This is a genomic window from Streptomyces lincolnensis, assembly GCF_001685355.1.
GTDB classification, from domain to species: Bacteria; Actinomycetota; Actinomycetes; order Streptomycetales; family Streptomycetaceae; genus Streptomyces; species Streptomyces lincolnensis.
This window is the reverse complement of record NZ_CP016438.1, coordinates 5,167,803-5,181,184: the sequence shown is the minus strand read 5'-3', so window position 1 is coordinate 5,181,184 and position 13,382 is coordinate 5,167,803. Positions and strand designations below refer to the sequence as shown.

Below are 13,382 nucleotides of genomic sequence, written 5' to 3'. Positions count from 1 at the left end.
CGCGGCCGGTGCCGGTGCCGGCTCAGCCGTACATCCGCCGCATCGCGAACTCGACCATCTGCTCCACGGCCTTCGCGTCGAAGACCATGCGGTGCTCGCCCTCCATGTCGAGGACGAAGCCGTAGCCGGTGGGGAGCAGGTCGATGACCTCGGCGCCGGTGATGACGAAGTACTTGGACTCCTTGCCCGCGTACCGGCGCAGCTCCTTGAGCGAGGTGAACATGGGGATCACCGGCTGCTGGGTGTTGTGCAGGGCGAGGAAGCCGGGGTTGTCGCCGCGCGGGCAGTAGACCTTCGAGGTCGCGAAGATCTGCTGGAAGTCCTCGGCGGTGATCTGCCCGGTGGTGAAGGCGCGCACGGCGTCCGCGAGCGAGGGCGGGGACGGCTCGGGGTAGAGCGGCGCCTGCTGGCCGTAGCCGTTGCCGCCGGACATGGGCTGCTGCGGCGGGGCGTACTGCTGCTGTGCGCCGACGTTCTGGTCGTAGCCGTACATGCCGCAAGCGTACCGACCACGGCCGGGGGGCGGGCCGCTACGGGGTGGGCGGGCAAACCGACAGGGGATCGACAGTGACTTGACAGCCCCTGGCCTGGTGTTCTAGCCGTCCCCGCTCATAACGTCTGTGTTGTCAGACAACAGCACCGGAACCGAGCGCACCGGAACGGCACCGGACGGGCAAGGGGACAGCCATGCACGGACACCACGGCGATGAGGTCCACGAGCACGACAGGGGACTCTCCTACGACCTTCCCGTCCTGGCCCGCCGCCGGATGATCCGGCTGATGGCGGGGGCGAGCCTGGTTCCGCTGGTGGGCTGCTCGTCGGAGGACGGGACGGCCGCTTCGGCGCCCTCCTCCCAGGCGTCCCCGGGTGACGCCTCCTCGCCGGCCACCGACGCCTCCGTCGAGTGCGCGCCAATCCCGGAGGAGACCGAGGGCCCCTTCCCCGGCGACGGTTCCAACGGCGTGAACGTCCTCAAGGAGAGCGGTGTCGTGCGCAGCGACGTCACCAGGAGCTTCGGCGACTCCGCGGGCGGCACCGCCGAGGGCGTGCCGCTGACGATCACGCTCACGGTGGTGGACGCCGCCTCCGGCTGCGGCACCCCCAAGAAGGGCGCCGCCGTCTACATCTGGCAGTGCGACCGGGAGGGCAGGTACTCCCTGTACAACGACGGCGTGACGGACGAGAACTATCTGCGCGGCGTCCAGGAGGCGGACGACCAGGGGCGGGTCACGTTCAAGAGCATCTTCCCGGGCTGCTACCCGGGCCGCTGGCCGCACGTCCACTTCGAGGTCTTCGGCAGTCTGGCCGACGCCACGGCGGCCCGGTCCATCACGAACACCTCGCAGCTCGCGCTGCCGCAGGACGTGAGCGAGACGGTGTACGCCACCGACGGCTACGGCGAGAGCGTGCGCAACCTTGGCGAGCTGTCCCTGGAGTCGGACATGGTCTTCCGCGACGGCCACGACCAGCAGCTCGCGACGGTCACGGGGAGCACCGGGCGGGGGTACACCGCGAGCCTGACCGTGCCGGTGTGAACCGTTCCGGTGTGACCTGTCACAGATGAGTGGATCGGGGTTGCGACTTATTACCGACGGGTAGCATCATCGTAGCTACTTGTTGGTACGTGAACCAGCGCGAGGAACGAGTGCCTCGCCGATCCCTTTCTTACGGAGCCGTTTCCATGGGGCACTACAAGTCGAATCTCCGCGACATCGAGTTCAATCTCTTCGAGGTGCTCGGACGCGACAAGCTGTACGGCACCGGTCCGTTCGAGGAGATGGACGTCGAGACCGCGAAGAGCATCCTTGAGGAGCTGACGCGTCTCGCGGAGAACGAACTGGCGGAGTCCTTCACGGACGGCGACCGCACCCCGCCGGTCTTCGACCCCGAGACGAACACCGCGCCCGTACCGGCGTCCTTCAAGAAGAGCTACAAGGCCTTCATGGACTCCGAGTACTGGCGGCTCGGCCTGCCCGAGGAGATCGGCGGCACCACCTCGCCCCGCTCCCTGATCTGGGCCTTCGCCGAGCTGATCCTGGGCGCCAACCCGGCCGTCTGGATGTACTCCTCGGGCCCCGCGTTCGCCGGCATCCTCTTCGAGGAGGGCAACGAGGTCCAGAAGCACATCGCCAAGGTCGCCGTGGAGAAGCAGTGGGGCTCCACGATGGTCCTCACCGAGCCCGACGCGGGTTCCGACGTCGGCGCCGGCCGCACCAAGGCGGTCCAGCAGGAGGACGGCTCCTGGCACATCGAGGGCGTGAAGCGGTTCATCACCTCCGGTGAGCACGACATGGAGGAGAACATCCTCCACTACGTCCTCGCGCGTCCCGAGGGCCACGGCCCCGGCACCAAGGGCCTGTCCCTCTTCCTCGTCCCGAAGTACCTCTTCGACTTCGAGACCGGCGAGCTGGGCGAGCGCAACGGCGTCTACGCCACCAACGTCGAGCACAAGATGGGCCTGAAGGCCTCCAACACCTGCGAGATGACCTTCGGCGACCGGCACCCCGCCAAGGGCTGGCTGATCGGCGACAAGCACGACGGCATCCGCCAGATGTTCCGCATCATCGAGTTCGCCCGCATGATGGTCGGCACGAAGGCGATCTCCACGCTGTCGACGGGCTACCTGAACGCGCTGGAGTACGCCAAGGAGCGCGTCCAGGGTCCCGACCTGGCGAACTTCATGGACAAGACCGCGCCGAAGGTCACCATCACCCACCACCCCGACGTACGCCGTTCGCTGATGACGCAGAAGGCGTACGCGGAGGGCATGCGCGCCCTCGTCCTCCACACGGCCGCCGTCCAGGACGAGATCCAGGTCAAGGAGGCGGCGGGCGAGGACTTCTCCGCCCTGGAGGCGCTGAACGACCTGCTGCTGCCGATCGTCAAGGGCTACGGCTCCGAGAAGGGCTACGAGCAGCTCGCCCAGTCGCTCCAGACCTTCGGCGGCTCCGGGTTCCTCCAGGAGTACCCGATCGAGCAGTACATCCGCGACGCCAAGATCGACACCCTGTACGAGGGCACCACCGCGATCCAGGGCCAGGACTTCTTCTTCCGGAAGATCGTCCGCAACCAGGGCGCGGCGCTGAACTCCCTCGCCGAGGACATCAAGAAGTTCCTGGCGCTCGGCACCGGCGGCGACGAGCTGGCCGGGGCCCGCGAGCACCTGGCCAAGGCGGCCGTCGAGCTGGAGGCCATCGTCGGCCTGATGCTGACCGACCTCGCGGCCACCGAGCAGGACGTCAAGAACATCTACAAGGTGGGCCTGAACACCACCCGCCTGCTGATGGCCTCCGGTGACGTCGTCGTCGGCTACCTGCTGCTCAGGGGCGCCGCGGTCGCCGCCGAGAAGCTGGAGGCCGCCTCCACCAAGGCCGTTTCGGCCAAGGACGTGGCCTTCTACACCGGCAAGATCGCGGCGGCGAAGTTCTTCGCGGCCGACGTCCTGCCCGGCGTGACGCTGGCCCGCAAGATCGCCGAGGGCGTCGAGCTGGACCTGATGGAGCTGGACGAGGCCGCGTTCTAGGACACACCCGTACAGCCGCACATCGCTTGCCCGAGGCCCGCTCCCCATCGCCGGGAGCGGGCCTTCTTACGTCGTTAAGGTGAACCCCATGAGCGCACCCTCCCGCTTCGACCGCGGCCACACCGACGACCTCATGACGTTCCTGACGGCCAGTCCGTCGCCGTACCACGCGGTGGCCAGCGCCGCCGAGCGGCTGGAGAAGGCCGGTTTCCGCCAGGTCTCGGAGACGGACGCGTGGGAGGGCTCGGCCGGCGGGAAGTACGTGCTGCGCGGCGGTGCGATCGTGGCCTGGTACGTCCCCGAGGGTGCCGCGCCGCACACCCCGTACCGGATCGTGGGCGCCCACACCGACTCGCCCAACCTGCGGGTCAAGCCGATGCCCGACGCCGGGGCGCACGGCTGGCGCCAGGTGGCCGTGGAGATCTACGGCGGGCCGCTGATGAACTCCTGGCTCGACCGCGACCTGGGGCTGGCGGGCCGGCTGACCCTGCGGGACGGCTCGACGCGCCTGGTGAACGTGGACCGGCCGCTGCTGCGGGTGCCGCAGCTCGCCATCCACCTGGACCGCGCGGTGTCCACGGAGGGCCTCAAGCTCGACAAGCAGCGCCATCTCCAGCCCATCTGGGGACTCGGCGACAACGTCCGCGAGGGCGATCTGATCGCGTTCCTGGAGGAGGAGGCCGGGATCGGCGCGGGCGAGGTCACCGGCTGGGACCTGATGACGCACTCCGTGGAGCCGCCCGCCTACCTGGGCCGCGACCAGGAGCTGGTGGCCGGGCCGCGCATGGACAACCTGCTGTCCGTGCACGCCGCCACGGCCGCGCTGACCGCCGTCGCCGCGACCGGGGACCTGCCGTTCATTCCCGTGATCGCCGCCTTCGACCACGAGGAGAACGGCTCGCAGTCGGACACCGGCGCGGACGGGCCGCTCCTCGGCGACGTGCTGGAGCGTTCGGTGTTCGCGCGCGGAGGGGCGTACGAGGACCGGGCGCGGGCCTTCGCGGGCACCGTCTGCCTCTCCTCCGACACCGGCCACGCCGTGCACCCCAACTACGCGGAGCGGCACGACCCCACCCACCACCCGCGCGTCAACGGCGGCCCCCTCCTCAAGGTCAACGTCAACAACCGCTACGCGACGGACGGTTCGGGCCGCGCGGTCTTCGCCGCCGCCTGCGAGAAGGCGGGCGTGCCCTTCCAGTCGTTCGTGTCCAACAACTCCATGCCGTGCGGCACCACGATCGGCCCGATCACCGCGGCCCGCCACGGCATCCGGACCGTCGACATCGGCGTGGCGATCCTGTCGATGCACAGCGTGCGGGAGTTGTGCGGCGACAAGGACCCCTACCTGCTGGCGAACGCGCTGACGGCCTTCCTGGAGGGGTAGCGTCCGTTCCGGAACGGGCCTCCGCCGCATGGGGGTTGACAACGGGGGTACCCGCAGTTCCGGACCGGAACGACCGGACCGGACAGGAGGCGACACTCATGGGCCTCGGCGGATGCATCATTCTCATCGCCGTGGGAGCCATCCTCACGTTCGCGACCGACTGGGACATGCAGGGGGTCAATCTCGACCTGGTCGGCATCATCCTGATGGTCGTCGGACTGATCGGCGTGAGCACATTCAGCAGCATCGCCCGCCGCAGGCGGGTCGTCATGCCGCCCAACACCCCGGTGGTCGAGGAGGAGCGGCGCCACACCACGCGCAGGGACGGCTACAGCGACGGCTACGGCGTCTGACGCGCCTGAGACGTCTGGGGAGCGTGACGTCTGCCCCGATGGGTCACGCCAGCGTGTGCCCCGTCGTGGCCTCCACATGGGCCGGTACCTCGTCGTGGCGATCGCCCACGGTGGAGGTACCGGTCGGTTCGAGCAGGAGGATGTCGGTCGGGACGGGCGCGTACGGCTTGTGTTCGACGCCCCGGGGGACGGTGAAGACCGAGCCCTTGGGGAGGGTGACCGTGCGCTCCCCCGCGGGCTCGCGCAGGGAGATCCGCAGCTCCCCCTCCAGGACCAGGAAGAACTCGTCAGTATGGTCGTGGACGTGCCATAGGTGCTCGCCCTCCACATGCGTGACGCGTACGTCGTAGTCGTTGACGGTGGTGACGATGCGGGGGCTCCACTGCTCGCTGAAGGACGCGAGGGCGGCGGAGAGGGAGATCGGATTCATGGGGTCATCGTGCGGGGCACCGTACGGGCCGGACGAGTGCTAGAAATCGCACATGCCGCAAGGATCCTCTCAGCATCGCCCCCATAAGGTCGCCGTCATCGTCGACGAGGGCACCAACCCCTTCGAGGTGGGTGTCGCCACCGAGCTGTTCGGGCTGCCGCGGCCCGAACTCGGGCTGCCCGGGCCGCTGTACGAGGTGGCGCTGTGCACGCCGACGCCCGAGGTGCGGATGAACCACGGCTTCTTCACCCTGTCCGGTGTGCCCGGTCTGGAGGCGGTGGACGACGCCGACACCCTCGTCGTCCCCGGCCGCCCCGACAACGTCGTCCCCCGCGACGAGGACGTCCTGGAGGCCATCCGGCGCACCCACGCGCGCGGGGCCCGTGTGATGAGCCTGTGCACCGGCAGCTTCGCCCTGGCCGAGGCCGGGCTGCTGGACGGCCTGCGGGCCACCACGCACTGGATGTGGGCCGGTCTGTTCCGCGAGCTGCACCCGAAGGTGCGGCTGGAGGCGGACGTGCTCTTCATCGACGAGGGAGGCGTCCTGACCGCCGCCGGGAGCGCCGCCGCGCTCGACCTCGGCCTGCACGTCGTACGACGGGACCACGGCGCGGAGATCGCCAACGCCGTGTCACGGCGGCTGGTGTTCGCCGCCCACCGCGACGGAGGGCAGCGCCAGTTCGTGGAACGGCCGCTGCCCGACGTACGGGAGGAGTCCCTGGGCCCGCTGCTCGCGTGGGCCCAGGAACGGCTGGGGGAGCCGCTGACGGTGGGCGACCTGGCGATCCGCGCGGCCGTCTCCCCCGCCACGCTCCACCGGCGCTTCCGCGTCCAGCTCGGGACGACTCCGCTGGCCTGGCTGACGGGGGAGCGCGTGGCGCTGGCGTGCCGGCTGATCGAGCGCGGCGAGGAGCGGCTGGACGTGGTGGCGGCCCGCAGCGGACTGGGGACGGCCGCGAACCTCCGCGCGCGCGTGCGCCGCGAGACCGGACTCAGCCCGTCGGCCTACCGGCGGCGTTTCGGACCGGCCGCCGGGGAAGCGGTGAGGGTATGAGATTCCTCGTACGCGACCGGCTCCTCGGCATCGGTGACGACTACTGGATCGAGGACGACCGGGGCGAGAAGGTGTTCCTCGTCGACGGCAAGGCGATGCGGCTGCGGGACACCTTCGAGCTCAAGGACCGCCAGGGACGGGTCCTGATCGACATCCGGCAGAAGATGTTCGCCCTGCGCGACACGATGGTCATCGAGCGGGACGGCGAGCCGCTGGCGACGATCAGGAGGAAGCGCCTGTCCCTGCTGCGCAACCACTACCGGGTCTCCCTCGCCGACGGCAGCACCGAGCTCGACGTCAGCGGCAAGGTCCTCGACCGCGAGTTCGCCGTCGAGTACGACGGTGAGCTGCTGGCCGTCGTCTCCCGCCGCTGGCTGCGGGTGCGGGAGACCTACGGCGTCGACGTGGTCCGGGAGGACACGGATCCGGCGCTGCTGATCGCGGTGGCGGTGTGCGTGATCCACCTGGCGGAGAAGGAACGGGAGGACTGACGCCTCCTGGACAGGCCCTGACGCCGGTGAGTCGACCTGAGGCGCGGTGCCCCCGGCACCGCGCCCTGGAAGGTTTCAGGTACCCATCGACGTATCCTCCCGGCACGCTGGCCCCCGACAGCGCATGACATGAGCTGACCACTCATTCGTCACGGCACATCGGGGGATATCCGACCATGTACAGCAGCAACGGCGCGCACAGCGTCATCGTGGTGCCGAGGCACCGTCGTCCGTACGCCCCGAGCGGCGGCCGCCGCTCAGCCACGGCCCAGATACGGCTCGCGCCCGGTGAGCAGCTGGCCTTCGGGCGCGTTCCCGCGGGCGACCACGAGCGGGGGTTGACACTCCGGCACGAGGGGATCCAGCACACCGCGGGGTTGATCACCGCGTATCGCGCCTACTGGACGCTGACCAATCTGAGCCCGTGTCAGACCTACCTCGTCGAGAACCCGGAGGGCGCGGGCGAGCACATCAAGGTGGGGCCGGGGAGGAGGGAGGCGCCGATCCCGTTCGAGTTCGGACGGGTGGTGCTGCCCACCGGGCAGGAGCTGATCGACTTCGACGTCTGGGCGACCTGCCACGACTACCAGGGCGGGCGGGAAGGCCGGGAGGGCCAGGACCAGGCTCCCGCCCTCCCGGCGGCCCCGGCCCTCCAGGCCTTCCCGCTCGACCGGACCCGCCGCTACTTCCTCGTCCTGGCCTCGCTCTGTGAACCACGGCTGCGCGAGGCGCCGTTCGCACGGCTGCCCAGCACCCGGCAGATCATCGAGCGGCTGCGTCCGGCCTGGCCCGCCGTCAGCAAGTCCGCGGTGCAGTGGAGCGTCGACTACCTGGCCGAGAAGCTCTGTCTGACATCGGCCCGGCACAGCGGAAAGCGCGAGTCACTGGTGTCACTCGCGCTCCGCTTCGATCTCGTACGGGAGGACGATCTAGCCCTCCTGAACCGGCGCCGTCAGGCGTCGTAGGTGTACAGCTCGGCGTCGATCTTCTTGCCGGTGGCCGTCCACTTGAACTCCTCGCGGTCGCCCTTCGGGCAGGCGGCCGCACTCCGCTTGGTGGTGCCGTTGATGTTGGCGCTCACCTTGGCGCACTTGCCGTCCGACTTGGTGTCCTCGACCCAGCCCTCGATCGTGACCGTGTTCTTGCTGGCGTTGCAGCTGATCTCCCAGTGGGCCTTGGCGCCGGGGACCTTCGGGTTGAAGTTGTCCCCACAGGTACCGGCCGCGGCCGTACCCGAGAAACCGAGGACGGCACCCCCGGCGAGTACCACCGCGCCCACACCCATCGCGGACAGCTTCTTGATCCTGGTCATCGCAGTCATCACAACCCCGTGATTCTTCGGTGTCCGGGACTCCCTGCGAGCCCCGTGCACTCGATTCTGGGGAAGGAGGCGACTACCGGGTACTGAGCGAAGTCAGGGTCGGTCCTCGACCACGAGGCATCGGCGTCAGGACCGGTCCGGTGCCTTGAGCCCGAGCACCCGGTCCTTCAGCGCCGGGAACTGCTCCCGTGTCGTCGCGACCTTCCCGGGGTCGAAGTCCACCGTGAGGATCTCCTCGTCGGCGCCGGCCTCGGCGAGCACCTCGCCCCACGGATCCACCACGATCGAGTGACCGGCCTGCGGAACTCCCGCGTGCGTCCCGGCCGTTCCACAGGCGAGCACGAACGCCTGGTTCTCGACCGCCCGCGCCTGGGCCAGCAGCGTCCAGTGCGCCCGGCGGCGCTCCGGCCAGCCCGCGGGGATCACCAGGGTCTCGGCGCCCGCGTCGACGAGAGAGCGGAACAACTCGGGGAACCGGAGGTCGTAACAGGTGGCCACACCGACGGTGGTGCCGGGCAGCGGGACCGTCACCAGCTCCCGGCCCGCGCCCATCAGCACGGCCTCGCCCTTGTCGAAGCCGAAGCGGTGGATCTTGCGGTAGGAGGCGGCCAGGTCACCGGTGGGTGAGAAGACGAGGGAGGTGTTGTAGAGGGTCCCGTCCGGGGCCCGCTCGGGAATCGAGCCCGCGTGCAGCCAGACGCCCGCGTCGCTCGCCGCCTTCGCCATGGCCTCGTACGTCGGGCCTCGCAGCGGCTCGGCCTCGGCGTCGAACTCCTCGAAGGCGAAGGCACCGGTGGTCCACAGCTCCGGCAGCACGACGAGGTCGGCACCGTTCTGGTCCCGCACCAGAGAGGCCACACGGCGCCGACGGGATTCGACGGATTCGCCCTCTTCCACGGCGATCTGGATCAGAGAGGCGCGCACACTACCACCGTCCTGGCATTCGAGCCGTCCACACGGGCCTACGATCGTCACACGAAAGCACTGCCGGGGTGCCTCACAGCAGCGTAACTTAGCGTTCCAAGACACCCGCCGACAGCCACCGCCTCCCACTGGCAACGCCGCCAACACCTGCCCGTGCACCGACCGCCGAGGGGTCCCGTTCCGTGAGTCTGCATCCCACCCTCCAGCCCTACGCCGACGCCTGGACCCACTCCATCGACGCGATATCCGAGCTGGTGACCCCGCTTGTGGAGGGAGAGTGGAACCGGCGTACCCCGTGCCCCGGCTGGTCGGTCCGTGACGTCGTGTCCCATGTCATCGGCCTGGACTGCGAGATGCTCGGCGACCCGCGCCCCATCCACACGCTCCCGCGCGACCTGTACCACGTCACCAACGACCACCAGCGGTACATGGAGATGCAGGTCGACGTCCGCCGCCACCACACGGCACCGGAGATGACGTCCGAGCTGGAGTACACGGTCATCCGCCGCAACCGCCAGCTGCGGAACGAGTCCCGGGACCCGGGCACGAAGGTACGTGGCCCGCTCGGCAGCGAACTGACGCTCGAAGAATCAATGCGCAAGCACGCGTTCGACGTGTGGGTGCACGAACAGGACCTGCGCACCGCCCTGGGCCGTCCCGGCAACCTCGACTCCCCCGGCGCGCACGTCGCCCGTGACGTGCTGCTCGACGCGCTCCCCGAGGTCGTGGCCGCCAAGTCCGAGGCCCCGCGCAGTTCGGCGGTCGTCTTCGACGTGCACGGCCCCGTCGAGTTCCTGCGCACCATCCGCGTCGACATCCAGGGCCGCGGCACCCTCGAAACCGCTCCCGCCCTCGGCCCCGCCGCCACCCTCACCCTCGACTGGGAGACCTACGTCCGCCTCGCCTGCGGTCGGGTGAGCGTGGACGCGGTGGCCGACCGCGTGAAGGCGGAGGGCGACCCGACCCTGACGACGGCGATCCTGCGCAACTTCACGGTGACGCAGTAGGAGGCGGGGGCGGCGCCTGCGAACGCCGGTTCAAAGGGCCGGCCGAGGGACTCGCCCAGGGGACCGGGCCGGGCATATTCGCTGTCGCCCCGGCCAACCCCGCACTAGCGTCCGCCCCATGACAGACACCCGTACCGACGCCCGTACCGACACCCCTGGCGACGTCCCGCCCCACCTCACCCGCCTCACCTTCCACGGTCCCCTCTCCGAGACCCGGGCCACCGCCCTGGTCCGGCGCCTGGCGGCCGCGAAGCCCTCCACGGTGCTCGACATCGGCTGCGGCTGGGGCGAGTTCATGCTGCGCGTCCTGGACGCCGTACCGCAGGCGAACGGCGTCGGTGTCGACCTCAGGGAAGAGGATCTGGCCCGGGGCCGCCGCGACGCCACGGCGAGGGGCCTCGCCGACCGGGCGGAGTTCGTGGCGGAGTCCGCCCTGGGAACGACCCGCGGCCCCGTCGACCTCGTCCTGTGCCTGGGCGCCGGCCAGGCCCTGAGCACGGCCGAGCCGCCCCTGCACACCGACGAGGCGCTGAAGGAGCTGCGCCGGCTGGTGGCCGACGGCGGCCGCGCGCTGTTCGGCGAGGGCTTCTGGCAGCGCACCCCGACCCCGGCGGAGCTGTCCGGCATGTGGCCGGGCGCCTCGGCCGGTGAGCACTACGACCTGGCGCGCCTGGTCGACACCGCCGTGGCCGCGGGATTCAGGCCCGAGTGGATCGAGACGGCGAACCTCGACGAGTGGGAGGAGTTCGAGTCCGGCTACCAGGCGGACACCGAGGTGTGGCTCGCGACCCACCCCGCCCATCCCCTCGCCGCCGAGACCCGCGACCGCCTCGACCGCCACCGCGCCCGGTGGCTGACCTACCGCGGAGTGCTGGGCTACGCGTACCTCACCCTGGTCCCGGCCGCCTGATCGACAGCGCTCCGGGCGCACCGCGCACCCTCACACGGGCACGTGCACCGTCTCCACCCGCGACGCCACCAGCCGCTCCCGCTCCCGCCGGATCGCCCGCTTGCGCAGCCGCAGGATCTGGCTGACCCCCAGGGCCTGGAGGACGAAGACGGAGGAGAAGGCGACGGAGTAGTCGCCGCCGGTGGCGTCGAGCAGGACGCCCACGGCGAACAGCGTGGTCATGGAGGCGACGAACCCGCCCATGTTGGTGATGCCGGACGCGGTCCCCTGCCGCTCGGGCGGGTTCGCCGGGCGGGCGAAGTCGAAGCCGAGCATCGAGGCGGGCCCGCACGCCCCGAGCACCACGCACAGCACGACCAGCAGCCACATCGGGGCGTGGTCGCCGGGGTAGGCCAGTGTGGCGCCCCACAGCAGTGCCGTCGCCCCCACGGTCGCCAGCGCCAGCGGCAGCCGCGCCTCGTGGTGGCGGGCGACGACCTGGCCGTAGACGAGCCCGATCATCATGTTGGACAGGACGACGAGGGTGAGGAGTTCGCCCGCGGTCGCGCGGGACAGGCCCTGGGCCTCGACGAGGAAGGGCAGGCCCCACAGGAGCAGGAACACCATCGCCGGGAACTGGGTGGTGAAGTGCACCCAGAGCCCGAGCCGGGTCCCCGGTTCGCGCCAGGACGCGGCGATCTGGCGTCGTACGTAGGCGGCGCCCCGGTGCGGGAAGGGCTCCGGTTCGTGCCCCTCGGGGTGGTCCTTCAGGAACAGCAGGAGCAGGACGAAGACGACGACACCGGCGAGCGCGCTGCCCGCGAAGGCCGCCGTCCAGCCGATGCCGTGCAGCAGCCGGGCCAGGAGGAGGGTGGAGACCAGGTTGCCCGCCATGCCGACCAGCCCGGCGAGCTGCGCGATCAGCGGGCCGCGCCGGGCCGGGAACCAGCGGGTGCCCAGCCGCAGCACGCTGATGAAGGTCATCGCGTCACCGCAGCCGAGCAGCGCCCGCGAGGCGAGGGCCATGCCGTACGACGGGGAGAACGCGAAGCCGAGTTGTCCCGCGGTGAAGAGGACCACGCCGAGGCCCAGCACCTTCTTCGTGCCGAGCCGGTCGACCAGCAGGCCCACGGGTATCTGCATACCGGCGTAGACGAGGAGCTGGAGGATCGAGAAGGTCGACAGCGCGGAGGCGTTCACATGGAAGCGGTCGGCCGCGTCGAGGCCGGCGACGCCGAGGGACGTACGGAAGATGACCGCGACGAAGTAGACGGAGACGCCGATCCCCCAGACGGCGGCCGCGCGCCGGCCGCCCGGCGGGTCACCCGGGAGGACGGTGCCTGAGGTCCGGGTCATCGGACCTCACCCCGTGCCAGGTGGGAGAACCAGCCGACGTGCCGGTGGACGATCTCCACCGCGGCCTCCGCGTCCCCGGACCGCAGCGCGCGGAGGATCTCCTCGTGCTCGGCGAGGGTCTTGGCGATCCGGTCGGGGTGGGAGTGCATGACGGCGACGCCCATGCGCAGCTGGCGGTCGCGCAGCTGGTCGTAGAGGCGGGAGAGGATCTCGTTGCCGCCGCTGCGGACGATCTCGGCGTGGAAACAGCGGTCGGTGACGGCGGCTCCGGCGAGGTCACCGGCCGCGGCCTGCTGCTTCTGCTGGGCGAGCAGTTCCTCCAGGCGTTCGACGAGCCCGGCGGGGGCGGGGACCGCCTTGCGGGCCGCGTGCTCCTCGACGAGCAGCCGGGTCTCGACGACGTCGGCGATCTCCTGGGCGGAGACGGGAAGGACGAGGGCTCCCTTTTTCGGGTACAGCTTGATGAGCCCCTCGGCCTCCAGCCGCAGCAGCGCCTCCCGCACAGGTGTGCGAGAAACCCCGACGGCCTCGGCCAGTTCACCCTCGGTCAGGAGGATGCCGCCCTCGTAGCGGCGCTCCAGAACACCCTGTTTGACGTGGGCGTAGACGCGGTCGGCGGCGGGAGGTTGCTTGACGGCCAGGCTCATGC

Annotated in this window: 15 protein-coding genes; 9 read left to right on the top strand and 6 right to left on the bottom strand. The window is 70.4% G+C overall.

What is annotated here, in order from left to right; genetic code table 11:
• Positions 1 to 22 precede the first annotated feature (22 nt).
• Positions 23 to 493 (bottom strand): SseB family protein, encoded by a 471-nt coding sequence (locus SLINC_RS23075; RefSeq protein ID WP_067436351.1) that lies wholly within the window; start codon positions 491 to 493, stop codon positions 23 to 25.
• Positions 494 to 687: 194 nt separating this feature from the next.
• Here SLINC_RS23075 and SLINC_RS23070 point away from each other — a divergent pair, with 194 nt between their 5' ends.
• From SLINC_RS23070 to SLINC_RS23055, 4 genes are all read left to right on the top strand, one after another.
• Complete coding sequence (locus tag SLINC_RS23070; RefSeq protein WP_067436347.1) at positions 688 to 1,536, top strand: intradiol ring-cleavage dioxygenase; 849 nt, start codon at positions 688 to 690, stop codon at positions 1,534 to 1,536.
• Positions 1,537 to 1,682: 146 nt separating this feature from the next.
• Positions 1,683 to 3,524 carry an acyl-CoA dehydrogenase gene (locus SLINC_RS23065; RefSeq protein WP_067436344.1) on the top strand — a complete coding sequence of 614 codons (1,842 nt, stop codon included), beginning with the start codon at positions 1,683 to 1,685 and terminating at the stop codon, positions 3,522 to 3,524.
• A gap of 88 nt (positions 3,525 to 3,612) precedes the next feature.
• Entirely contained in the window at positions 3,613 to 4,908 is a 1,296-nt protein-coding gene (locus SLINC_RS23060) for a M18 family aminopeptidase (RefSeq protein ID WP_067436341.1), read from the top strand.
• Between the two features lie 98 nt (positions 4,909 to 5,006).
• On the top strand, positions 5,007 to 5,261 hold the full coding sequence (locus SLINC_RS23055; protein ID WP_067436338.1) for a DUF6458 family protein: 255 nt from the start codon (positions 5,007 to 5,009) through the stop codon (positions 5,259 to 5,261).
• A gap of 43 nt (positions 5,262 to 5,304) precedes the next feature.
• Here SLINC_RS23055 and SLINC_RS23050 read toward each other — a convergent pair whose 3' ends face one another.
• Positions 5,305 to 5,691 carry a cupin domain-containing protein gene (locus tag SLINC_RS23050; protein ID WP_067436330.1) on the bottom strand — a complete coding sequence of 129 codons (387 nt, stop codon included), beginning with the start codon at positions 5,689 to 5,691 and terminating at the stop codon, positions 5,305 to 5,307.
• Positions 5,692 to 5,743: 52 nt separating this feature from the next.
• On the opposite strand from SLINC_RS23050, the gene SLINC_RS23045 reads away from it, so the two are divergent.
• The 3 genes from SLINC_RS23045 (at position 5,744) to SLINC_RS23035 (ending at position 8,201) form a co-directional block, all read left to right on the top strand.
• Positions 5,744 to 6,745 (top strand): GlxA family transcriptional regulator, encoded by a 1,002-nt coding sequence (locus SLINC_RS23045; RefSeq protein ID WP_067436327.1) that lies wholly within the window; start codon positions 5,744 to 5,746, stop codon positions 6,743 to 6,745.
• Complete coding sequence (locus SLINC_RS23040; protein WP_067436325.1) at positions 6,742 to 7,236, top strand: LURP-one-related/scramblase family protein; 495 nt, start codon at positions 6,742 to 6,744, stop codon at positions 7,234 to 7,236. The genes SLINC_RS23045 and SLINC_RS23040 overlap by 4 nt, the downstream gene beginning before the upstream one ends.
• Positions 7,237 to 7,412: 176 nt before the next feature.
• A complete protein-coding gene (locus SLINC_RS23035) occupies positions 7,413 to 8,201 on the top strand; it encodes an FHA domain-containing protein (protein WP_225988362.1) in 789 nt (262 codons plus the stop codon).
• On the opposite strand, the gene SLINC_RS23030 is transcribed toward SLINC_RS23035, so the two are convergent.
• Positions 8,189 to 8,548, bottom strand: a complete 360-nt coding sequence (locus SLINC_RS23030) for a hypothetical protein (RefSeq protein WP_067436324.1) — start codon at positions 8,546 to 8,548, stop codon at positions 8,189 to 8,191. The two genes, SLINC_RS23035 and SLINC_RS23030, sit on opposite strands and share 13 nt — an antisense overlap.
• A gap of 135 nt (positions 8,549 to 8,683) precedes the next feature.
• Positions 8,684 to 9,481 (bottom strand): carbon-nitrogen family hydrolase, encoded by a 798-nt coding sequence (locus tag SLINC_RS23025; protein ID WP_067436323.1) that lies wholly within the window; start codon positions 9,479 to 9,481, stop codon positions 8,684 to 8,686.
• 182 nt (positions 9,482 to 9,663) lie between these two features.
• Between SLINC_RS23025 and SLINC_RS23020 the strand changes: the two genes are divergently transcribed.
• Together SLINC_RS23020 and SLINC_RS23015 are read left to right on the top strand one after the other, a co-directional pair.
• Positions 9,664 to 10,488 (top strand): maleylpyruvate isomerase family mycothiol-dependent enzyme, encoded by an 825-nt coding sequence (locus tag SLINC_RS23020; protein WP_067436322.1) that lies wholly within the window; start codon positions 9,664 to 9,666, stop codon positions 10,486 to 10,488.
• A 118-nt stretch (positions 10,489 to 10,606) separates the two neighbouring features.
• Entirely contained in the window at positions 10,607 to 11,398 is a 792-nt protein-coding gene (locus tag SLINC_RS23015) for an SAM-dependent methyltransferase (protein ID WP_067436318.1), read from the top strand.
• A gap of 30 nt (positions 11,399 to 11,428) precedes the next feature.
• On the opposite strand, the gene SLINC_RS23010 is transcribed toward SLINC_RS23015, so the two are convergent.
• Together SLINC_RS23010 and SLINC_RS23005 are read right to left on the bottom strand one after the other, a co-directional pair.
• The gene (locus SLINC_RS23010; protein ID WP_067436315.1) at positions 11,429 to 12,733 is read right to left on the bottom strand and encodes an MFS transporter; all 1,305 of its coding nucleotides are present in this window, start codon (positions 12,731 to 12,733) and stop codon (positions 11,429 to 11,431) included.
• Positions 12,730 to 13,380, bottom strand: a complete 651-nt coding sequence (locus tag SLINC_RS23005) for a GntR family transcriptional regulator (protein WP_067436311.1) — start codon at positions 13,378 to 13,380, stop codon at positions 12,730 to 12,732. The genes SLINC_RS23010 and SLINC_RS23005 overlap by 4 nt, the downstream gene beginning before the upstream one ends.
• Positions 13,381 to 13,382: the final 2 nt, after the last annotated feature.

What these genes read in the sequence shown, in the direction of transcription:
- SLINC_RS23045 (WP_067436327.1), top strand. Translation starts at nt 5,744, where the DNA reads ATGCCGCAAGGATCCTCTCAGCATCGCCCCCATAAGGTCGCCGTCATC.
- SLINC_RS23030 (WP_067436324.1), bottom strand. Translation starts at nt 8,548, where the DNA reads ATGACCAGGATCAAGAAGCTGTCCGCGATGGGTGTGGGCGCGGTGGTA.
- SLINC_RS23015 (WP_067436318.1), top strand. Translation starts at nt 10,607, where the DNA reads ATGACAGACACCCGTACCGACGCCCGTACCGACACCCCTGGCGACGTC.
- SLINC_RS23005 (WP_067436311.1), bottom strand. Translation starts at nt 13,380, where the DNA reads ATGAGCCTGGCCGTCAAGCAACCTCCCGCCGCCGACCGCGTCTACGCC.
- SLINC_RS23055 (WP_067436338.1), top strand. Translation starts at nt 5,007, where the DNA reads ATGGGCCTCGGCGGATGCATCATTCTCATCGCCGTGGGAGCCATCCTC.
- SLINC_RS23010 (WP_067436315.1), bottom strand. Translation starts at nt 12,733, where the DNA reads ATGACCCGGACCTCAGGCACCGTCCTCCCGGGTGACCCGCCGGGCGGC.
- SLINC_RS23060 (WP_067436341.1), top strand. Translation starts at nt 3,613, where the DNA reads ATGAGCGCACCCTCCCGCTTCGACCGCGGCCACACCGACGACCTCATG.
- SLINC_RS23035 (WP_225988362.1), top strand. Translation starts at nt 7,413, where the DNA reads ATGTACAGCAGCAACGGCGCGCACAGCGTCATCGTGGTGCCGAGGCAC.
- SLINC_RS23065 (WP_067436344.1), top strand. Translation starts at nt 1,683, where the DNA reads ATGGGGCACTACAAGTCGAATCTCCGCGACATCGAGTTCAATCTCTTC.
- SLINC_RS23075 (WP_067436351.1), bottom strand. Translation starts at nt 493, where the DNA reads ATGTACGGCTACGACCAGAACGTCGGCGCACAGCAGCAGTACGCCCCG.
- SLINC_RS23040 (WP_067436325.1), top strand. Translation starts at nt 6,742, where the DNA reads ATGAGATTCCTCGTACGCGACCGGCTCCTCGGCATCGGTGACGACTAC.
- SLINC_RS23070 (WP_067436347.1), top strand. Translation starts at nt 688, where the DNA reads ATGCACGGACACCACGGCGATGAGGTCCACGAGCACGACAGGGGACTC.
- SLINC_RS23050 (WP_067436330.1), bottom strand. Translation starts at nt 5,691, where the DNA reads ATGAATCCGATCTCCCTCTCCGCCGCCCTCGCGTCCTTCAGCGAGCAG.